This is a genomic window from Arthrobacter sp. PvP103 (assembly GCF_017833075.1).
Classification (GTDB): Bacteria; Actinomycetota; Actinomycetes; order Actinomycetales; family Micrococcaceae; genus Arthrobacter.
Genome location: NZ_JAFIBQ010000001.1, coordinates 1,390,282 through 1,409,578, shown reverse-complemented (window position 1 = coordinate 1,409,578; position 19,297 = coordinate 1,390,282). Strand labels below are relative to the sequence as shown.

General features: G+C 66.4%; 20 protein-coding genes. 13 read left to right on the top strand and 7 right to left on the bottom strand.

What is annotated here, in order from left to right; translation table 11 throughout:
* The first annotated feature begins 56 nt into the window (after nt 1-56).
* Nucleotides 57-386 carry a DUF4229 domain-containing protein gene (locus tag JOE41_RS06515; protein ID WP_209753567.1) on the top strand — a complete coding sequence of 110 codons (330 nt, stop codon included), beginning with the start codon at nt 57-59 and terminating at the stop codon, nt 384-386.
* Between the two features lie 2 nt (nt 387-388).
* On the opposite strand, the gene JOE41_RS06510 is transcribed toward JOE41_RS06515, so the two are convergent.
* The 5 genes from JOE41_RS06510 to JOE41_RS06490 form a co-directional block, all read right to left on the bottom strand.
* Nucleotides 389-1,270, bottom strand: coding sequence for a 1,4-dihydroxy-2-naphthoate polyprenyltransferase (locus JOE41_RS06510; protein WP_209751572.1), 882 nt, complete (start codon nt 1,268-1,270; stop codon nt 389-391).
* Nucleotides 1,271-1,373: 103 nt separating this feature from the next.
* A complete protein-coding gene (locus tag JOE41_RS06505) occupies nt 1,374-2,531 on the bottom strand; it encodes an AMP-binding protein (RefSeq protein ID WP_209751571.1) in 1,158 nt (385 codons plus the stop codon).
* 25 nt (nt 2,532-2,556) lie between these two features.
* A complete protein-coding gene (locus tag JOE41_RS06500; RefSeq protein ID WP_011693110.1) occupies nt 2,557-3,510 on the bottom strand; it encodes a 1,4-dihydroxy-2-naphthoyl-CoA synthase in 954 nt (317 codons plus the stop codon).
* A 21-nt stretch (nt 3,511-3,531) separates the two neighbouring features.
* Nucleotides 3,532-3,972: a VOC family protein gene (locus JOE41_RS06495; protein ID WP_011693109.1), complete on the bottom strand. Its 441-nt coding sequence runs from the start codon at nt 3,970-3,972 to the stop codon at nt 3,532-3,534.
* Nucleotides 3,973-4,119: 147 nt separating this feature from the next.
* A complete protein-coding gene (locus JOE41_RS06490; protein ID WP_209751570.1) occupies nt 4,120-4,881 on the bottom strand; it encodes a CPBP family intramembrane glutamic endopeptidase in 762 nt (253 codons plus the stop codon).
* Between the two features lie 137 nt (nt 4,882-5,018).
* On the opposite strand from JOE41_RS06490, the gene JOE41_RS06485 reads away from it, so the two are divergent.
* The 8 genes from JOE41_RS06485 to JOE41_RS06450 all read left to right on the top strand — a co-directional run bounded on the left by JOE41_RS06485 (nt 5,019) and on the right by JOE41_RS06450 (nt 14,567).
* Nucleotides 5,019-5,999 carry a metal ABC transporter substrate-binding protein gene (locus JOE41_RS06485; protein ID WP_011693107.1) on the top strand — a complete coding sequence of 327 codons (981 nt, stop codon included), beginning with the start codon at nt 5,019-5,021 and terminating at the stop codon, nt 5,997-5,999.
* A complete protein-coding gene (locus JOE41_RS06480; RefSeq protein ID WP_209751569.1) occupies nt 5,996-6,799 on the top strand; it encodes a metal ABC transporter ATP-binding protein in 804 nt (267 codons plus the stop codon). Before JOE41_RS06485 ends, JOE41_RS06480 begins: the two co-directional genes overlap by 4 nt.
* A 3-nt stretch (nt 6,800-6,802) precedes the next feature.
* Nucleotides 6,803-7,678 carry a metal ABC transporter permease gene (locus tag JOE41_RS06475; protein ID WP_011693105.1) on the top strand — a complete coding sequence of 292 codons (876 nt, stop codon included), beginning with the start codon at nt 6,803-6,805 and terminating at the stop codon, nt 7,676-7,678.
* A gap of 136 nt (nt 7,679-7,814) precedes the next feature.
* Complete coding sequence (locus JOE41_RS06470; RefSeq protein ID WP_209751568.1) at nt 7,815-9,506, top strand: ABC-F family ATP-binding cassette domain-containing protein; 1,692 nt, start codon at nt 7,815-7,817, stop codon at nt 9,504-9,506.
* A gap of 192 nt (nt 9,507-9,698) precedes the next feature.
* Nucleotides 9,699-10,046 carry a molybdopterin oxidoreductase gene (locus tag JOE41_RS06465; protein WP_209751567.1) on the top strand — a complete coding sequence of 116 codons (348 nt, stop codon included), beginning with the start codon at nt 9,699-9,701 and terminating at the stop codon, nt 10,044-10,046.
* Entirely contained in the window at nt 10,046-12,586 is a 2,541-nt protein-coding gene (nirB, locus tag JOE41_RS06460; protein WP_209751566.1) for a nitrite reductase large subunit NirB, read from the top strand. Before JOE41_RS06465 ends, nirB begins: the two co-directional genes overlap by 1 nt.
* Complete coding sequence (locus JOE41_RS06455; protein ID WP_011693101.1) at nt 12,583-12,900, top strand: Rieske (2Fe-2S) protein; 318 nt, start codon at nt 12,583-12,585, stop codon at nt 12,898-12,900. Before nirB ends, JOE41_RS06455 begins: the two co-directional genes overlap by 4 nt.
* Nucleotides 12,901-13,106: 206 nt before the next feature.
* The gene (locus tag JOE41_RS06450; RefSeq protein WP_011693100.1) at nt 13,107-14,567 is read left to right on the top strand and encodes an amino acid permease; all 1,461 of its coding nucleotides are present in this window, start codon (nt 13,107-13,109) and stop codon (nt 14,565-14,567) included.
* A gap of 150 nt (nt 14,568-14,717) precedes the next feature.
* Here the strand turns inward: JOE41_RS06450 and JOE41_RS06445 are convergent, their stop codons facing one another.
* Both JOE41_RS06445 and JOE41_RS06440 read right to left on the bottom strand, forming a co-directional pair.
* A complete protein-coding gene (locus JOE41_RS06445) occupies nt 14,718-15,467 on the bottom strand; it encodes a dienelactone hydrolase family protein (protein WP_209751565.1) in 750 nt (249 codons plus the stop codon).
* Between the two features lie 122 nt (nt 15,468-15,589).
* Complete coding sequence (locus JOE41_RS06440; RefSeq protein WP_011693098.1) at nt 15,590-15,766, bottom strand: CsbD family protein; 177 nt, start codon at nt 15,764-15,766, stop codon at nt 15,590-15,592.
* A 180-nt stretch (nt 15,767-15,946) separates the two neighbouring features.
* Between JOE41_RS06440 and JOE41_RS06435 the strand changes: the two genes are divergently transcribed.
* The 4 genes from JOE41_RS06435 to JOE41_RS06420 all read left to right on the top strand — a co-directional run bounded on the left by JOE41_RS06435 (nt 15,947) and on the right by JOE41_RS06420 (nt 19,297).
* Nucleotides 15,947-16,420, top strand: a complete 474-nt coding sequence (locus JOE41_RS06435; protein WP_043429993.1) for an SRPBCC family protein — start codon at nt 15,947-15,949, stop codon at nt 16,418-16,420.
* Nucleotides 16,420-17,106 carry a pentapeptide repeat-containing protein gene (locus JOE41_RS06430; RefSeq protein WP_209751564.1) on the top strand — a complete coding sequence of 229 codons (687 nt, stop codon included), beginning with the start codon at nt 16,420-16,422 and terminating at the stop codon, nt 17,104-17,106. The genes JOE41_RS06435 and JOE41_RS06430 overlap by 1 nt, the downstream gene beginning before the upstream one ends.
* 128 nt (nt 17,107-17,234) lie before the next feature.
* A complete protein-coding gene (locus JOE41_RS06425) occupies nt 17,235-18,464 on the top strand; it encodes an acetyl-CoA C-acyltransferase (RefSeq protein ID WP_209751563.1) in 1,230 nt (409 codons plus the stop codon).
* Nucleotides 18,464-19,297 carry an enoyl-CoA hydratase/isomerase family protein gene (locus JOE41_RS06420; protein WP_209751562.1) on the top strand — a complete coding sequence of 278 codons (834 nt, stop codon included), beginning with the start codon at nt 18,464-18,466 and terminating at the stop codon, nt 19,295-19,297. The genes JOE41_RS06425 and JOE41_RS06420 overlap by 1 nt, the downstream gene beginning before the upstream one ends.

The following is a 19,297-nucleotide window of genomic DNA, read 5'->3' as shown; positions in this document are numbered from 1 at the left end:
CCAGTCTACCGTCAGGGGCGCAGGCGCCGGACGGCTAAACTTGGACTGTGGCCTTTATGAAATACTCCCTGATCCGACTGGCACTCTTTGTGCCGCTGTTCGTGCTGTTCAGCGTCCTCCAAATCGGCATTTTGCTTTCCGCAGTATGCGCCGGACTGATCGCCTTCGCCATCAGCTACCTGTTCTTCCAGAAGCAGCGCGACGCCGCCACGGCCACCTTGCACGAGCGGTTCTCCGGCCGGGCCAAGCCCATCCGCAGCGCAGGAGAGGTTGAAGACGCGGACGCCGAGGACACCCTGGTGGACGCGAACCCGGACATCACCGTCCGTTCCGAAATTCCCCGCACGGAAGCGCTTCGCACAGAGTCTCCCCGCAAGGAAGCCTGACCCTAGAGGCCGTGGCTGAGCACCAGGCCCAGGGAAAACAGCACGCTGTAGCCCAGGTTGATCAGGCCCGTCTGCTTCAGGACCGGAATGAGGCTCTTGCGCTTCCGGCCGTTGATCATCAGCCATGACGGCATCAGGCTGGCGGGTATCAGCAGCAGCACGATGAGTACCCACGGACGCCCCGGCGCCAGGACGACCACCAGCAGGATGGCGACGGCGAGCATCAGGACGTAGCTTTCGCGGGCGTGCTTGTCGCCCAGCCGCACGGCCAGGGTTTTCTTGCCGGCCTGCGTGTCTGTGGGGATGTCCCGGACGTTGTTTGCCATCAGGAGCGCGCAGGCGATCAGCCCCGTGCCGATCGCGCCGATGACGGCAGGCAGGCTGATCTGTCCCGCCTGCGTGTAGGTGGTGCCGAGCGTCGCCACCAGGCCGAAGAACACAAACACGAACACGTCGCCCAGGCCCATGTAGCCGTAGGGGTTCTTGCCCCCGGTGTAGCCCCAGGCGGCCAGGACACAGCCCAGTCCCACCAGAATCAGCCACCACGCCTGCGTGATAAGCACCAGGACCAGGCCGAACAGCATGGCCGCGCCGAATGCGGCGAATGCCGCGCGCTTCACCATTTCCGGCTTCGCGGCACCGGAGCCCACCAGGCGGAGCGGGCCCACCCGGTCCTCGTCAGTGCCGCGGATGCCGTCCGAGTAATCGTTGGCGTAGTTGACGCCCACTTGGAGCAGCAGCGCCACCAGTGCGGCCAGGATGGCGTTGAGGGGCTTGAACGCGTCCAGGTCGAAGGCCGCGGCGGTGCCGATCAGGACCGGTGCGATGGCAGCCGGCAGGGTGCGCGGTCGGGCGCCTTGGATCCATTGTGCGGCTGTAGCCACGGTCAGTACTCCGATGTGGTTCGTTGTTCGGTTCGGTCTGGCAGGCGGGTTCCACCCGCCGAAAAGGTGTGTGTTCCCGGCTTCAGTCCGGAGAGGGGCTTCTCTATTTTCCCTGATGCAGGGCGTCCAGCTGAACAGTCATGCCCAGCCGGTCCGGTTTGCCGTTGGGGAGCATCATGAGTTCACCGGCCGCGAGGACGGTTTTCGGCGCCAAGGCACCCAAAACGCCCAGGACGTCGTGCCGCCTGGCGGTGAAGCTTTCGACGCCGGCGGGGGAGCTGTCCTCCACAGCGACGTAGGCGGCCACGGCCTGGCCCCACTCCGCCGAGGGGACGCCGGCAACAAAAGCCGCCAGCACGCCGTCGAGCTTTTCCAGCTCTGCCTGGACGTGCGTAGCGGAAACCTTCACGCCTCCGGTGATGATGACGTCGTCGGCCCTGCCCAGAACGGTGAGCCTGCCGGTGGCGTCGATGGAGCCGAGGTCGCTGGTGCGGTACCAGCGGATGCCGTCCTCCTCGAAGAAGGCCTCGGCAGTGAGGCCGGGCTCGTGGAGGTACCCGGCGGCCAGGGTGGCGCCGCCCAGCAGGATCCGGCCGTCCCCGTCCACCCGGGCCAGCACGTCCTCGAGCGGGAAGCCGTCGTACACGCAGCCGCCGCAGGTTTCCGCGGAGCCGTAGGTGGTGATCACCCGGGCGCCGGCATCGCGGGCAGCGGCCAGCAGCTCGGGCGAAGCGGGCCCGCCGCCCAGCAGGATGCCGTTGAACCGGCGCAGAACGGCCAGCGTCTCGGCCGACGGCGAATCCAGCAGCCGCTGCAGCTGCGTGGGAACCAGCGAGGTGAAGCGGATCTTGTCCGTGAGTTCCTGCGCGGCCGCGGTAAACGCCTCCGGCGTAAACCCGTCCGAGAGGTCCATGGCCCACGGCCGGGTGCCGGCGAAGAGGGAACGCACCAGGACCTGGACCCCGGCCACATACTGCAGGGGGAGGGCGAGCAGCCACTGGCCTTCGCCCTTGAGCGCGAAGGCGGTTGCCACGGAGGAGGCCGCCAGGGCGTCCACGGTGAGGACCGTCGCCTTGGGCACACCCGTGGAACCGGAAGTGCGCACCACCACGGCGGCATCCTCATACCCCGGCGTTTCCACGGCGGAGACCACAACATTCCCGCCGGCGTCGGCGGAAAGTTCGACGGCGGGTCCCTCACCATGGAGGGCATCCGCCAGCGCCTTAAGTGCGGGTTCGATGTTCGGGGGCTGGGAAGTCACGGGGCTGCCTTCGGAGTAGGACGGGCTAAAAGTAATACGGGAACTGCGACCAGTCGGGATCGCGCTTCTCGAGGAAGGCTTCCTTGCCCTCCACGGCCTCATCGGTCATGTAGGCCAGCCGGGTCGCTTCGCCGGCGAACACCTGCTGCCCGGCCAGGCCGTCGTCGGCCAGGTTGAAGGCGAACTTGAGCATCCGGATGGCCTGCGGCGACTGCCGGGCGATGTCCGCCGCGTATTCCAGTGCGACGTCCTCGAGCCGTTCGTGGTCCACGGCCTCGTTCACGGCGCCCATCCGCACCATGTCCTCGGCCGAGTATTCCCGGGCCAGGAAGAAGATCTCCCGCGCGGCCTTCTGGCCGATCTGGCGGGCCAGCAGCGCGGAGCCGTACCCGGCGTCGAAACTTCCCACCGTGGCGTCCGTCTGCTTGAACTTGCCGTGCTGGCGCGAGGCGATGGTGAGGTCGGAGACCACGTGCAGCGAGTGCCCGCCGCCGGCGGCCCAGCCGTTGACGACAGCGATGACCACCTTGGGCATGGTTCGCATGAGCCGCTGGACTTCCAGGATGTGGAGCCGGCCGGCACGGGCAGGATCGATGGTTTCCTTGGTCTCGCCCTCTGCGTAGCGGTAGCCGTCCCGCCCGCGGATCCGCTGGTCACCGCCGGAGCAGAACGAGTGCCCGCCGTCCTTGGGCGAGGGCCCGTTGCCGGTGAGCAGCACGGTGGCCACGTTGGGGGTCATCCGGGCGTGGTCCATGGCGCGGTAGAGCTCATCCACCGTGCCGGGGCGGAACGCGTTCCGGACCTCCGGGCGGTTGAAGGCAATGCGGACCGTGGGGAGGTCCCGCAGCACCGCGCCGTCCGCATCCCGCTCCACCTGCCGGTGGTACGTCATGTCCTGGAAGTCGTCAAAGCCGGCCACGGTGCGCCACCGGGTGGGGTCAAAGACGTCGGATACCTTGGCTGGGAATACGTTGCTCACAGACCGAGTCTAGTAATCGCCTCAGCTGATGCAGAACTCGTTGCCTTCCGGGTCCGCCATGGTGTGCCACGAATGCGGCCCCTGGCTGGCCGTCCAGAGGAACGTTGCACCCCGCGCTTCGAGCTCCTGGCGGGCCACATCCTTGTCCTTGCCCTCAAGGCGGACGTCCCAGTGCACGCGGTTCTTGACGGTCTTTTCCTCCGGTGCGGTCTGGAAGAGCATGCGGCGGGCGGGTGCCTTGGCGTCGATTTCTTCCACCGGGCGGATGGCGGCGCCGGTCGCCCAGACAAGCTTGCCGTTGTGCGACTTGGTCTCGGCTTCGGTGGCATAGCCCTGGTCGATCATGGACCGGATGAACGCCTCGTCCTGGGGCTCCACCGCCCAGTCCAGGGTTTCCGCCCACCAGTCGGCGAGTTCGTGCGGGTTCCGGCAGTCGATTGCTATCTGAATGTTGAGTCCCATGGGTCAAAACTACGACGGCGGCGTCCCCGCCGAAAGGGGCTGGAGGACGGTTCGGGGGCTGCAGGTGCCCCGCGAGTGCGCACTTAGCGGCGGTGTTTCCGCCTGGAACTGCCGTGATCTGCCACCCTCGACGCGGGATGTCCGCGTTTAGGGCTGGACCTGCTGCAGCTGTTCCATCAGTTCGGGCGGGATGGCGTAGATGAACACCACTGCCAGCAGGTTCTTTGCGGCGTGGACGAAGTAGGAGAACATCAGGTTCTTCCCGGTCCACACGTACACAAACACCAGGGTGGCGCCCATGGCCAGGTACGGCATCAGCACGGGCAGGGTCAGGGTTTCCTGGCCTACGATGTGCAGTGCCGCGAAGAGGAAAGTGGAGAGGACACAGCACACCCAGATGTTCACCCGCCGGCTCAGCTTGCCGATCAGCAGGTGTCGGAAGATGTACTCCTCCACGAACGGACCCACAATGACCAGCAGGGGGACGATCAGCCACGGCGGAACCTGCTGCACGAGTGCCTGCACGTTGGCCTGGTTGGCGGAGCCCTGCACGGGCCCGGTAAGTGCCACCAGGATGGCCGTCAGGATCAGCATGGCCACCACTGCCACCGGAATCATGATGAGCGTGAACCAGGGCCTGGTGGCCAGCACGCGCAGGTCGCGGGAGGCAACGCGGCGGGCGGCGGCCACGGCCAGGATTCCCACGCCGCCGTAGAACAGCAGGTTGACCGAGTACACGGCCGTGGTGGGGTCCGGGGACAGCTGAAGCAGCAGCGGCTGCAACAGCGGGCCCGCAACGGCAAAAAGCGCAGCGACAGCCACGTACAGCCCCACGGTGGTGTAATCGAGCGCAGAGAAACGGTAGAGCTCCGGCTGTGGCGCCGGGGAATTGCGGACAGCTGTTCCCATGGTTCCAGCCTAGCTTCCCCAACTGCCTGGCAGTTGACGTGGTGAAAACGGCAAAAGGCGACGCCATGTGCGAGTCAGCGGGTGGAGCTGGACCCCGGCGTTGCAGCGGACTTCCGGCGCCGGGTAGAATATTCGGTATGCCTAAATTTCTGTTTCGGTGCGCCAAAGTAGTCCGCCGAACCGGGGTCCTTCGCTCTGCTGGGGCCGCCGCCGTCGCCCTTTCCCTTTGCCTGTCCCTCACCGCGTGCGGGGGTGCCGCCCCCGGCCAGGGCCCAGGCGATGAGAAGCCCGTGGTGCTGACCACCTTCACCGTGCTGGCCGACGTGGCGCAGAACGTGGCAGGGGACAAGCTGCAGGTCGAATCCATCACCAAGGCCGGCGCCGAAATCCACGGCTATGAGCCCACGCCCGGGGACATCCGGAAGGCCTCCAAGGCGGACCTGATCCTGGACAACGGGCTGAACCTGGAGGCCTGGTTCGCCCAGTTCGTCGAGGGCCTGGATGTTCCGCACGCCGTGGTGAGCGAGGGCGTGAAGGTGATGTCCATCAGCGAAGACTCCTATCAGGGCAAGCCGAACCCGCACGCGTGGATGTCGCCGGTGAACGTGCAGATCTACGTGGACAACATGGTGAAGGCCTTCTCCAAGCTCGATCCGGACAATGCCTCCACCTTCGAGGCCAACGGTGCCGCCTACAAGGCCAAACTGCAGGCCGTGAAGGACGAGATGGTGCAGAAGCTCGCAACCGTCCCCGAGGCACAGCGTGCCCTGGTGACCTGTGAAGGCGCCTTCTCCTACCTGACCCGCGACGCAGGCCTCAAGGAGGTCTACATCTGGGCCGTCAACGCCGAGCAGCAGGCCACGCCGCAGCAGATCGCCCGGGCCATCGAATTCGTCAAGGCCAACAAGGTCCCGGCTGTCTTCTGCGAGTCCACGGTGTCCGACGCCCCCATGCGCCAGGTGGTGGGAGCCACGGGAGCGAAATTCGGCGGAGTGCTCTACGTCGATTCCCTGTCTGAGGCGGACGGTCCCGTGCCCACGTACCTGGACCTGATCCGGCACGACTCCAGGATCATCACCGAAGCACTCGCTGGTGCTCAGGCGGGGGCGGCATCATGAGCAGCCCGGCCATCCTGGTTGAAAACGTCACGGTCCACTACGGGGAGGTCCTGGCGCTGGATGCCGCGTCCCTGACCTTGGACCCCGCCCGGATCTGCGGCCTGATCGGCATGAACGGCTCCGGCAAGTCCACGCTGTTCAAGGTGATCATGGGAATGATCAAGCCCGACGCCGGCCGCGTCCTCATCAACGGAGCGTCACCTGCCAAGGCCCGCAAGGAAGGGGGAATCGGCTACGTCCCGCAAAGCGAAGACGTCGACTGGCAGTTCCCGCTGTCCGTCCGCGACGTGGTGATGATGGGCCGCTACGGGCACCAGGGCTTCACCCGCCGCCCCTCCAAGGCCGACCGCGAGGCCGTCGACCTCGCGCTGGACCGGGTGGAACTGTCCGAGTTCGCGAACCGGCAGATCGGCCAGCTGTCCGGCGGCCAGAAGAAGCGCGCGTTCGTGGCCCGCGGCATAGCCCAGGGTGCCACCATGATGCTCCTGGACGAGCCGTTCGCCGGGGTGGACAAGCGCTCAGAAGCCACCATCACGCGCCTGCTGCGTGAACTCGCCTCGGACGGCTGCACCATCCTCATCTCCACCCACGATCTCCACGCCCTGCCCCAGCTCTGCGACGAAGCCGTGCTGCTGATGCGCAAGGTCCTCATGCACGGCCCGCCCGAGGTGGTCCTGCAGCCCGAGCACCTGGCCATGGCCTTCGGCCTGGACGTCCTCAACCGGGACCTCCCAGCTACGGACCGTCCAATCCCGGACCTTCCAGCCACGGACCTTTTCCGGCAACAGGGCAGGAACTAAGCCATGGACCTCTTCGACCTCGTGCTTGAACCCTTGAGCTACGACTTCATGGTGCGCGCCATCATCACCACGGCGCTCGCGGCCATCGTCTGTGCCGTGCTGAGCTGCTGGCTGGTGCTCATCGGCTGGTCGCTCATGGGCGACGCCGTCTCCCACGCCGTGCTGCCCGGCGTCGTCCTGGCCTACATCGTCGGGGCGCCGTTCGCGATCGGGGCGCTGGTCTTCGCGCTGATCGCCGTCACCCTGATCGGGGTGGTCCGGAACACCAGCCGGGTCAAGGAGGACGCCGCGATCGGCATCGTGTTCAGCTCGCTGTTCGCCCTGGGCCTGGTGCTCATCTCCGTCACGCCGAGCCAGACCGACCTCAACCACATCATCTTTGGCAACCTGCTGGGCGTCAGCATTCCGGACCTCATCCAGGTGCTGGTGCTGGGCGTGGTGGCGTTCGCCATCCTCATCCTCAAGCGCCGGGACCTGACGCTGTACGCCTTCGACCCCACGCACGCCCACGCCATCGGCCTGTCACCGAAGCGGCTGGGGGCGCTGCTGCTGGGCCTGCTGGCGCTGACCTCTGTGGTGGCCCTGCAGACCGTGGGTGTCGTGCTGGTGGTGGCCATGCTGATCATCCCCGGAGCCACGGCGTACCTGCTGACGGACCGCTTCTCCCGCATGCTGGTGATCGCCCCCGTGATCTCGGCGGTGTGCTCGATCACCGGCATCTACCTGAGCTACTACCTCGACACCGCCTCGGGCGCGATGGTGGTGCTCACCCAGGGTGTGGTGTTCGCCGCGGTCTACCTCTTCAGCCCGCGCCAGGGATTGATCGGCACCCGGCTGGCGAAGGCCCGGCGCAGGAAAGCGGTAGCGCTCGCAGTCTGAGGACTCCGGCGGTAGCGCTCGCAGTCTGGGGACTCCGACGGCGGCGCTTGACGCGGGGGGCCCGGCCGGGCAGGCTGGAGCGATGAAGTCCTAACCAGCAGCGCCCATTTCTTCGGACCCCGTTAGGACTTTTCCCTTGACTGAACATCTTTCCCTGACCGGCGTCACCCATGGCTACGGCGACCGCCGGCTTTTTACCGACGTCCATCTCTCCATCGGTGCCGGCGAACATGTGGCCGTCGTCGGCGAGAACGGCGCGGGAAAATCGACCCTGCTCCGCATCCTGGCCGGGATCGAGGCCCCGGACGAAGGCACTGCCGTCAGCCACGGCCGCGTCGGCTACCTGGCCCAGACCACTGGCCTGCCGGCGACGTTCACCGTGGGCGACGCCGTCGACGACGCGCTGGCGTCACTCCGCGCCCTGGAGGCGGAGCTGGACGGCCTGGAAGCCGGCCTGGCCGATGCCGACGAGGAGCTGCTGGAACGCTACGGCAACCTGCAGACCCAGTACCAGCTCCGGGAAGGCTATGCCGCGGAGTCGCGGGTGGAAGCGGCACTGGACCGCCTTGGACTGGGCGGGCTGGACCGGCGGCGGACGCTGGGTTCGCTCTCCGGCGGTGAGCAGCACCGGGTGGCGCTGGCCTGTGTGCTCGCAGATCCCGCGGACATCCTCCTCTTCGACGAACCAACCAACCATCTGGACGCCAGCGGAACGGCCTGGCTCGAGGCGCGGCTGGCCGCCTACCGGGGGACCGTCGTCGTGGTTTCCCACGATCGGGCGCTGCTGCGCACGGTGGCGTCCTCCATCATCGAGGTGGACGCCGAACGGTGCGCCGTCAACCGCTACGGGAACGGCTACGAAGGGTACCTGCGGGAGAAGGCCGCAGAGCGTGAGCGCTGGGTGCAGCAATACCGCGGCTGGCTGGACGCGATGGCCGCCGAACGGCTTCAGGCGGACACCGTAGCCGGGAAGATGGGCTACGCCCGCCGCCGCGACGGCGACAAAATGGGCTTCGACTTCAAAGCCGGCACCTGGCAGCGGGCGGCCAGCAGCAAGGTCCGCAACGCCCAGGAACGGCTGCGCCGGCTCGAAGCCAGCCCGGTGGACCGCCCGCCGGTTCCCTTGAAACTGGCGGTGGACCTCCAGCAGCTCGGGGAGTCCGGCCTCGGTGAAGGAGCGGCTCCCGGCGCGGGTGGCGCCACCGCCGGCGCCGGCGAGAGCGACGACCCTGCGCTGGAAGTCCGCGGCGTTGAGGTGCACGGGCGGCTGGAACGGACGGATTTCCGGGTGGAGGCCGGCCAAAAGATCCTGATCACGGGTCCCAACGGTGCCGGTAAATCCACGCTGCTGTCCGTCCTCGCGGGCACGCTGGAGCCGGACGCGGGCACGGTGGAACGGCACGGCCGGATCGGCTATCTGCAGCAGGAACTGGAGCCGCCGCTCCGCCCCGGGCAACGGCTTCTCCCGGCCTTCGTGTCCGGCCTGGGAGGCAACATTGACGAGCATGCCGAGGCGCTGCTGCGGCTGGGCCTCTTCCGAACCACCGAATTCCACGTTCCGGTCGGCAGCCTTTCCGCCGGTCAACAGCGCCGGCTGGCCCTTGCCCGGCTTCTGCTCGGCGGCTACGGAACGATGCTGGTTGATGAACCCACCAACCACCTGGCGCCCGTGCTGGTAGAACAGCTGGAAGCGGCACTGTCGGAGTTCGGCGGAACGCTCATCATGGTGAGCCACGACCGCGCCCTGGGGGAGTGGTTCAACAAATGTGCGGCACGAGGGGCCGGAAGCTGGCTGCGGTACACCATGCGGGACGGCGCGCTCGTCTAGCTCCGGGACTGTGCGGGCCACGGAAGGCGGCCCCAAAAACGGTGAGGTTTGCGTTAAGGGATCGTTACTCCCTGCGCGCCGGGCCGAAACAACTGCGGAGCAGGATGGAAGGGAGTCAGTGATTCCCACGCTCAAGTAGCACCCGCGCGGTCCGCCGCCGGGCCTACCCAGCCGGCCGAAAGGATCCGTCCCGTGATCACCAAGAACCTTTTCCTGCAGGGCGTCTTCCCCTTTGTGGGGGCCGGACTTGAAAAGCCCGCTCCCATCCACCGTGAGCTCGCGCACTTCGTTCCGGACGGAATCATCAACCAGACACTCTACTTTCGCGGCGGCAACTCCAGTTCCGAACTGATCACCGTGGTCCTGATGCGCGACGGCGTGCCCATGCGGTATTTCCCCATCGGCGCCAAGAGCGACATCCACGTGCCGCTCCGCGTGGTGGAGGACATTGAGGGCGGCTCCGTGATCGAGGTGTACCTTCTGGCGGCGGACGGCGTCACGGGCTTCGTGGTCGTCGACCTGGGCATGGTGGAACACTGATGACAGCAACCCTCGATAGTCGCCAGCGCGGGCCCCTTCCGAAGGGCAAGGTCCCGCAGGGCAAGCCGAACGCCCGCCGTCGGCTGGTGGTGATCGGCAACGGCATGGCCGGCGCCCGGGCAGTGGAAGAGATCCTGGCCCGCGGCGGCGCCGAACAGTTCACCATCACCATGTTCGGAGACGAGCCGTACGGCAACTACAACAGGATCATGCTCAGCCACGTCCTCTCCGGCGAGGAAAGCGACACGGACATCTTCCTGAACTCCCTGCACTGGTACCAGGACAACGACATCACGCTCCACGCAGGCGTCCGGGTGGAACGGATCGACCGCTTCACCAAATACGTCTTCGCCAATAACGGCCACGTGGTGCCGTACGACGTGCTGATCATCGCCACGGGCAGCCAATCGTTCATGCCGCCGATGGACGGCCTGTATACGCCCAGCGGCTCGATCAAACCCGGCGTTTTCACGTTCCGCACCCTTGACGACACCCGCAACATGGTCCAGCACGCGCAGCACGATCACCACCACACGGCCGTGGTGATCGGCGGCGGCCTCCTGGGCCTGGAAGCCGCGCGGGGGCTCCAAAGCCATGGCATCGCCGTCGACGTGGTGCACTCCGGCGGCCACCTCATGAATGCCCAGATGGGACCCGACGGCGGAGCCATCCTCCGGCGGAGCGTGGAGGCCCTCGGAATACGGGTGCACACCGGAAGCCGCACCACCGCGGTCCTGGGTGCGGATAAAGTCACGGGCGTCCGGCTGCGGGACAAGCCGGACATCAGCTGCGACATGGTGGTGGTGGCCGCAGGAATCCGGCCCAACGTGGATCTCGCCGTGCTCAGCGGACTGCACGTGGAACGCGCCATCGTGGTGGATGACCAGCTGCGGGTGGTGGACGAGGACGACATCTATGCGGTGGGCGAATGCGTCCAGCACCGCGGCGAGGTCTACGGCCTGGTGGCACCGCTGTGGGAACAGGCCGTGGTGCTCGCCGACCACGTGACCGGCGCTGACACTTCCTCGGTATACCTGGGATCCCGCATCGCCACGAAACTCAAGGTGGCCGGCGTCGAGGTCGCGTCCATGGGCCTGCAGGGCCCGGAGCGGGACACGGACGAGCACATCGTGTTCTCCGAGCCCAGCCGCGGCGTGTTCAAGTCCATCGTCATCCGGGACAACAAGATGGTGGGCGCCACCCTGCTCGGTGACAGCCGCAAGGTGGCCTACCTGACCCAGGCCTTCGACAAGGGGCTGCCCCTGCCGGAGGAGCGGATCTCGCTGATGTTCGACCTGGGCGGCCCCGCGGAGGAACAGGGGGTGGCCGAACTCGACGACGACGCCCAGGTCTGCAACTGCAACGGCGTCAGCAAGAAGTCACTCGTGGACGTGGTCAAGGGCGGGTGCAACACCCTGACCGGAGCCATGGACGCCACCCGGGCAGGCAAAGGCTGCGGTTCCTGCAAGCTGCTGGTGAAGCAGGTGGTGGAATGGGCTGCCGACGGCGCGGTGGAGGAGGACCCCGCCGCCAGCTTCTACGTGCCGGGCATTCCACTGGACAAGACCTCGCTGATGGCGGCCATCCGCAAACAGGGACTCCGCTCCGTGTCCGCCGTGTTCGCAGCGCTGGCGCCGGGCAGCGCCGAGGACGCGAAATCCAAAATGGGCCTCGCTTCACTCATGAAGATGATGCTCGCGGACCAGTACATCGACGAGCGGGACGCCCGGTTCATCAACGACCGCGTGCACGCGAACATCCAGCGCGACGGCACGTTCTCCGTGGTGCCGCAGATGAAGGGCGGCGTGACGTCCGTGCAGCAGCTGCGCCGGATTGCCGACGTCGCCGAGAAACACAACATTCCGCTGATCAAGCTGACCGGCGGGCAGCGCATCGACCTGCTGGGCGTGCCCAAGGAGGACCTGCCACAGGTCTGGGCGGACCTGGACATGCCTTCCGGCTATGCGTACGGGAAGAGCTTTCGTACCGTCAAAACCTGCGTGGGCAAGGACTTCTGCCGCTACGGCACCGGCGACTCCACCAAGCTGGGCATCGAGATCGAATCGCGGTTCCAAGGGATCGAGGCACCGGCCAAGCTGAAGCTGGCCGTCTCGGGCTGCCCGCGGAACTGCGCCGAGTCGCTGGTCAAAGACGTGGGCGTGGTGGCGGTGGAAGGCGGCCGCTGGGAGATCTATATCGGGGGAGCGGCCGGCGCCCACATCCGCAAGGGCGACCTCCTCGCCACCGTCGGGGACCCCGAGGAAGTCAAGGTGCTGACCGGCCGGTTTATGCAGTACTACCGGGAGAACGCCAACTGGCTCGAGCGGACCTACTCGTTTGTGCCACGGGTGGGCATTGACCGCATCCGTGCCGTGGTGGTGGACGACGCGGAAGGCCTCGCAGCCGGGTTGGACGCCGCCATGCAGGCGTCCGTGGACAGCTACGTGGATCCCTGGACCGAACGGGACGATCCGCTCACACCCGGTCAGTTCCGCACTTCGCTGCCGCTCACGGTGCTTCCCCAGGTTCCGGTCCGATGAATGCCGGCCACAACCTGGGCCCCGTAAGCCAGGTCCCCTTCGGGGAGGGGAGGGCGTTCGGCGTCGACGGCGAACAGGTGGCGGTGTTCCGGCTCCGGGACGGCAGCCTGCGGGCCCTGTCCGCTGTCTGCCCACACAAGGGCGGCCCGATCGCGGACGGCACCATCGACCAGGACGTGGTCCTGTGCCCGCTGCATCAGAACGCCTTCAGGCTGGACACCGGGTGCTCCACCACCGGTGCCGAACCTCTGACTAGCTACGACGTCCAGATCGATAATCATCAGAATATTATTCTGCGAACCTCCGCAAGATAGCTAAATTAATTCGGCATATCCTGTTTCTACTGTTGTCTGCGTCACTGACGGTTCCGCGGGCCTTGTAAACTGGGGAGGCCGCGCAACCTTCGACGCCTTGCGAGTTTGGTCCGGATAATTGCCCCAGATGAGGGACAAACCCGAATTATCCGGACAATAGCTCTGCGTTCCTGAGCCGGCCATACTCCGACCCACAAGGAACAGTTGTGCCACAAAGTACCCCAACAGAACTTAAGAGCCCGACGGCGCAATCCGCCGTCGTCGACTCCACCCTCAGTGCCGAGGGCTACAAGAAGTCCCTGAGCGGCCGCCAGGTCACCATGATCGCCATGGGCGGCGCCATCGGCGTCGGCCTTTTCATGGGTGCCGGCGGACGCCTGGCCTCCACGGGCCCCGCACTGATTTTCTCCTACGCCATTGCCGGCGTCATCGCTTACCTGTTGATGCGCGCCCTGGGCGAGCTCATCATGTACCGCCAGACGTCGGGCTCGTTCGTCAGCTACGCCGGCGAAATGTTCGGCAAGAAGGGCGCGTATGTGTCCGGCTGGATGTACTTCATCAACTGGGCCATGACCGGCATCGCCGAGCTCATCGCCATCGGCCTGTACTTCCAGTTCTTCTTCCCGAACGTGCCGGTTGAACTGACCGCCATCGCCGCCCTGCTGCTGCTCGTGGGCGTGAACCTCATGAGCGTGAAGGCGTTCGGCGAATTCGAATTCTGGGCGTCCTGCCTCAAGGTCGGCGCCATCCTCATCTTCCTGGCCGTAGGCACCTTCATGGTGGTCACCAACGCCCAGGTGGGCGACGGCCACGCCTCGGTCAACAACCTCTTCGCAGCCGAAGGCGGAATGTTCCCCAAGGGTGCGCTGGTGATGATCCTGGTCCTGAACGCCGTGATCTTTGCCTACAACGGGATTGAGCTCGTCGGCATCACGGCCGGTGAAATGCAGGATCCGGCCAAGGAAGTGCCCAAAGCGATCCGCGCCGTGGTCTTCCGCATCGTGGTGTTCTATGTCGGTTCCGTCACGCTGCTGGCCATGCTGCTGCCCTCGGACCAGTACGTGGCAGGCACCTCGCCGTTCGTCACCGTGTTCGGCCAGATGGGCCTGGGCTGGATGGGCGATGTCATGAACATGATCGTCATCACCGCCGCGCTCTCCTCCTGCAACTCGGGCCTGTACTCGATCGGCCGGATCTTCCGCACCATGGCCAATAACGGCCACGCTCCGGAGTGGCTGACCCGGATGTCCAAGAGCCACGTGCCGTACGCGGCCATCCTGGCCATCGGCGGCGTCTACCTCGTCGGCATCCTGCTGAACATCTGGCTGGGCGGCTCCCACGCGTTCGACCTCGCGCTCAACTCCGCATCAATCGGCGTGATCTTCACCTGGGGCGCCATCTTTGCCAGCCAGATCGCGCTGCGCAAGACGAAGGGCAAGGTCTCGTCCCTGCCCGCGCCCGGCGGAACCTGGAGCAGCTGGGCCGGCCTGGTTGCCCTGCTGGCCATCACCGTGCTGATCGGCTTCGACACCATGACCAGCAAGACCGGTGAGGTCTTCCACCTCGGCCTGTGGACCCTCGCCACCATCCCGTTCTTCGTCCTGGTGCTGTGGCTTGGCTGGAAGAAGGTCAAGGACAACGAGCCGAAGAGCGAGCTCTTCAGCTAGCCACTTGCCGGCGGCACGCCGCGTCGTGGAAGTACGACGGCGGCAAGTACGACGACGGCAATGACGACGGCGGCGGCGGTCACCTCACAAGGTGGCCGCCGCCGTCGTTCTCCCCCGGGGAGCGCGAACGGACACTTCGCGCCCGGGGGTTCAGCCCTTCAGGTACCGGGCGAAATGGTCTTCGATCCGTTGCCAGGCTTCTGCAGCCGCGTCCGGGTCCGGCTTGACGCCCATCACCCGGAACAACGGGCGGAGGAGCCGGGGGCCCTCCTCGGCGTCATTCATGAAGGCGTGGCCGGCGCCGTCGAATTCCTTGATGTCGTGCTCGATGCCCAGGTTCTCCAACGTTGCTTCGAGTTTCGCTGCGGCTCCGGGCAGGGAGCGGTCCGCTTTGCCGAAGTTGCCCACCACGGGGCAAGCCCCCGCCAAGGCGTCTTCCGGATTCTTCGGCAGCCTGCCGTAGTTGACGGCGGCGGCGTCAAAGCCTTTGTTGGCGAGCAGCAGGGCGAAGCCGCCGCCCATGCAGAAGCCGATTACGCCCACCTTGCCGTTGGTCCGGCCGGACTTCTCCAGCCAGGCCTGCGCAATGGCCAGGTCCGTGAAGGCCTGGCCGGAGCCGGACGCCATCGACCGCATGGTGGAGACTATGCAACGCCGCATGCCGCCGTTGCTGAAAAGGTCCACCGCCAACGTCAGGTAGCCGGCGGCTGCCAGCCGGTCCGCCTGGCGGCGTGAAATGTCGTTGAGGCCGAATGCTTCGTGGATCATCAGGACGGCGGGGAACGGGCCCGGTCCCTGTGGCTCGGCCAGGTACCCGCGCAGGTTCGGGGATCCGGTTCCGGCGGCGCCTGAGGGCGTGGCCGCGGTACTGCCGGCACCGCTGAGGTCGATGATCGTCATGGTGCGGACCTTCCGTTGGCGGTTGCTGTCCACCCGAGAATCTCACAAAAACGGCGGGCATCCCCCAAAGGAATGCCCGCCGTTTTTCCAGGACAGTGGCCGTGGCCGCCGCCTGTGGTGCTTTAGTCTCTTTTGAACTCGTCCTTCACGTTTTCGCCAACTTTCTTGGCGTCGGCAACAACCTGGTCCTTCTGACCCTCTGCGCGCAGACGGTCATTGTCCGTGGCGTTGCCGGCCGCTTCCTTGGCCTTGCCGCCAAGGTGCTCTGCTTCGTTCTGAATTTTGTCTCCGATACCCATGGTGTGTTCCACCTCTCGTTTCCGGTAAAAAACTAAGCATATTCACCCTAGCACGAAGCATGCTTACTAAATCAAGCGGGCCGGAGCGGGCGCCCCTCCGCCACTTTCGGCGCGTCCGCGCAGCGTTCAGTGCAGCGCCGCCGCTGACGCTTGTCGGCGCTCCCGGATAGGCTCGAAGGCATGGACCACAAGACCACGCTCACGCATCACGTCAATGCCAGTCCGGACAAGGTCTGGACCGTGATCTCGGACATCCCGGGCTCCGCCGCCACGCTCTCCGGAGTCGACTCCATCCAGATGCTCAGCGAGGGCGCATACGGTGAAGGGACCCGGTGGAAGGAAACCCGGACCATGATGGGCCGGGCGGAAACCGTCGAGATGTGGGTGTCCCAGGCTGAGCCGCCGTCGCCCACGCGGGCCGGAACCACCACGGTCAAGGCGCTCCAGGGCGGTGCCGACTACACCACGCGGTTCATCCTCGCGGAGCGGGACGGCGGGACCGACCTCACGCTGACCTTCGGCGCCAAAGTGGTCAGGCCCACCCTTCTTAGCAAGGTCATGCTGGCACTGTTCGGCAGGATCGGCATGAGCATCACCCGGAAGGCGCTGGCCAAGGACGTCGCCGAGATTGCAGCGAAGGCCGAGTCCCTCTGATGGCGGACGGTCGCGCGGCAGGAAGGGCAACCAAGGCGCCCAAGGTGACGGCCCCCAGGCTTTCCCCGGTCAGGCTGGAGGAGTTGCGGGACGATCCCGCACCGGATTTCCAGCGGGGCGGGCGGTACGACGGCCTCAGGTTCAGCCGCGCCGATGCCGACGGCCTCGAGCTCAGCGGCACGGATTTCGCCGAGTGCGCATTTGAAGGGGTCTCCTTCAATGAGACGCAGCTGCGCGGCGCGACGTTCCGGGACTGCGTCCTGGCCGAAATGTACGCCCCGGTGCTGACTGCGGCGCGGGCCACGCTGCGGGATGTGGAGATCGGCAATCCCCGGTGGGGTTCGGCGGAGCTGTACGAGAGCGGCTGGACGTCGGTGCGGATCGACGGCGGGAAGCTGGACTACGTGAACCTGCGCGGCTCACGGCTCACGGATGTGCAGATCAGCGACTGCATCATCAATGAGCTGGACCTGGGCTCGGTGACGGGAACCCGGGTGGCGCTGAAGAACTGCACCATCGGCACGCTCGACCTCGCCGGCGCCAAGCTCAAGGACTTCGACCTCCGCGGCACGGATTTCCGCACCATCAGCGGACTCGGAAGCCTGTCCGGTGTGGTGATCGACGACTACCAGCTGAGCCTGCTGGCGCCGCTGCTGGCAGCCCACCTTGGCGTCACTGTCCTGTAAGTACCGGGAACTTGGTTGACCCCTTGCGGCCGCAGTGTAATCTTTATAGAACGAACGGTCGGTAAATTAGTCGCCAGGCTCTTGCCGCCGCAGATGACATTGCCGTTAATCGCGTGAAGGGTGTTTCCATGGCCTCAGCAGTAGCAGGACCGCAGGCATTTTTGGTGGGCGGTGCCCGCACACCGGTGGGCCGCTACGGAGGGGCGCTTTCAGCGGTCCGCCCCGACGACCTTGCCGCACTCGTGGTCCGCGAGGCCGTCGCCCGCGCCGGCCTTGACCCGGATTCCATCGACGAAGTGATCCTCGGCAACGCCAACGGCGCCGGCGAGGAAAACCGCAACGTGGCCCGCATGGCCACCCTGCTGGCCGGGCTTCCCCTCCACATCCCCGGCATCACGGTCAACCGGCTGTGCGCCTCCGGCCTGAGCGCCATCATCATGGCCAGCCACATGATTAAATCAGGAGCCGCGGACATCGTCATTGCCGGCGGCGTTGAATCCATGAGCCGGGCGCCCTGGGTTCAGGAAAAACCGCAGACGGCGTTCGCGAAGCCCGGCGCCATCTTCGACACGTCCATCGGCTGGCGGTTCGCCAACCCGCTGTTCCAGAAGGGCGAGCTGTCCCGGGACGGCAAAATGACGTACTCCATGCCGGAAACCGCCGAGGAAGTGGGCCGGGTGGACGGCATTTCCCGAGAGGACGCCGACGCCTTCGCGGTCCGCTCCCATGAACGTTCGCTCGCGGCCATCGCCGCCGGCCGGTTCAAGGACGAAATCGTCCCGGTGACGGTGAAGACCCGCAAGGGCGAAACCGTGGTTGACACGGACGAGGGCCCCCGCGCCGGGACCACCATGGACGTGCTCGCCGGGCTGCGCCCCGTGGTCAAGGGCGGCTCGATTGTCACGGCCGGCAACTCCTCCACGCTGAATGACGGCGCCTCCGCCATCATCGTGGCGTCCGAGGTGGCCATCCGGAAGCTCGGCCTCACCCCGCGGGCGCGCATCGTTGACGGCGCCTCCGCCGGCTGCGAACCCGAGATCATGGGCATCGGCCCCGTCCCCGCCACCCAGAAAGTCCTGGGCCGGAGCGGCTACAGCGTGGGCGACCTCGGCGCCGTCGAACTTAACGAAGCGTTCGCAACCCAGTCGCTTGCCAGCATGCGCCGGCTCGGGCTGGATCCGGAGATTGTGAACCGCGACGGCGGCGCCATCAGCCTCGGACATCCGCTCGGGTCCAGCGGCTCACGGATCGCCATCACCCTGCTGGGACGGATGGAACGCGAGGACGCCAAGCTGGGCCTCGCCACCATGTGCATCGGCGTCGGCCAGGGCACCGCGATGCTGCTGGAGCGCGTGTAATGCCGGCCCCGGGAAGCGCGAACGGACACTTGAGCACGCTGGACTTCAAAACCCTCCTGGTCGAGGAGCGGGAGGACCGCGTGGTGGTGCTCCTCAACCGCCCCGAGGTCCGGAACGCCATCGACCAGCAGATGGTGGACGAGCTCCACATCGTCTGCGCCGCGCTGGAACAGAACCCCAAGGTGCTCATCATTGCGGGCACGGACGGCGTCTTCGCCTCGGGCGCGGACATCGCCCAGCTGCGTGAACGGCGCCGGGACGATGCCCTGCAGGGCATCAACTCCACGATCTTCGTCCGGATCGCGAAGCTGCCCATGCCCGTGATTGCGGCGCTGGACGGCTACTGCCTGGGCGGCGGCGCGGAGCTGGCATACGCCGCGGACTTCAGGATCGGAACGCCCAGCGTCCGCATCGGCAACCCCGAAACCGGCCTGGGCATCCTCGCCGCGGCCGGTGCCAGCTGGCGGCTGAAGGAACTTGTGGGCGAACCCGTTGCCAAGCAGATCCTGCTGGCCGGCCTGGTGCTGCGGGCCGAACAGGCCCTCGCCGTCAACCTCATCACCGAGATCCACGAAGCCCCCGTCCTCATGGACGGCGCGCATAGCCTGGCGGACCGCATTGCGCGGCAGGATCCGCTGGCCGTGCGGATCACCAAGTCCGTGTTCCATGCCCCCGCCGAGGCACATCCACTGATCGACCAGCTGGCACAGGGGATCCTTTTCGAATCCCAGGCGAAGTTCGACCGGATGCAGGCCTTCCTGGATAAGAAAACAGTCAAGAAGACAGATAAGAAAACCGCCAAGAATTCAGACCAGCAAGACGGGACGAAGTAA

Excerpts from the sequence above, each read along its gene's own strand:
- JOE41_RS06515 (WP_209753567.1), top strand. The coding sequence starts at position 57 with ATGAAATACTCCCTGATCCGACTGGCACTCTTTGTGCCGCTGTTCGTG.
- JOE41_RS06495 (WP_011693109.1), bottom strand. The coding sequence starts at position 3,972 with ATGGGACTCAACATTCAGATAGCAATCGACTGCCGGAACCCGCACGAA.
- JOE41_RS06490 (WP_209751570.1), bottom strand. The coding sequence starts at position 4,881 with ATGGGAACAGCTGTCCGCAATTCCCCGGCGCCACAGCCGGAGCTCTAC.
- JOE41_RS06485 (WP_011693107.1), top strand. The coding sequence starts at position 5,019 with ATGCCTAAATTTCTGTTTCGGTGCGCCAAAGTAGTCCGCCGAACCGGG.
- JOE41_RS06480 (WP_209751569.1), top strand. The coding sequence starts at position 5,996 with ATGAGCAGCCCGGCCATCCTGGTTGAAAACGTCACGGTCCACTACGGG.
- JOE41_RS06475 (WP_011693105.1), top strand. The coding sequence starts at position 6,803 with ATGGACCTCTTCGACCTCGTGCTTGAACCCTTGAGCTACGACTTCATG.
- nirB (WP_209751566.1), top strand. The coding sequence starts at position 10,046 with ATGACAGCAACCCTCGATAGTCGCCAGCGCGGGCCCCTTCCGAAGGGC.
- JOE41_RS06455 (WP_011693101.1), top strand. The coding sequence starts at position 12,583 with ATGAATGCCGGCCACAACCTGGGCCCCGTAAGCCAGGTCCCCTTCGGG.
- JOE41_RS06445 (WP_209751565.1), bottom strand. The coding sequence starts at position 15,467 with ATGACGATCATCGACCTCAGCGGTGCCGGCAGTACCGCGGCCACGCCC.
- JOE41_RS06440 (WP_011693098.1), bottom strand. The coding sequence starts at position 15,766 with ATGGGTATCGGAGACAAAATTCAGAACGAAGCAGAGCACCTTGGCGGC.
- JOE41_RS06435 (WP_043429993.1), top strand. The coding sequence starts at position 15,947 with ATGGACCACAAGACCACGCTCACGCATCACGTCAATGCCAGTCCGGAC.
- JOE41_RS06430 (WP_209751564.1), top strand. The coding sequence starts at position 16,420 with ATGGCGGACGGTCGCGCGGCAGGAAGGGCAACCAAGGCGCCCAAGGTG.
- JOE41_RS06425 (WP_209751563.1), top strand. The coding sequence starts at position 17,235 with ATGGCCTCAGCAGTAGCAGGACCGCAGGCATTTTTGGTGGGCGGTGCC.
- JOE41_RS06420 (WP_209751562.1), top strand. The coding sequence starts at position 18,464 with ATGCCGGCCCCGGGAAGCGCGAACGGACACTTGAGCACGCTGGACTTC.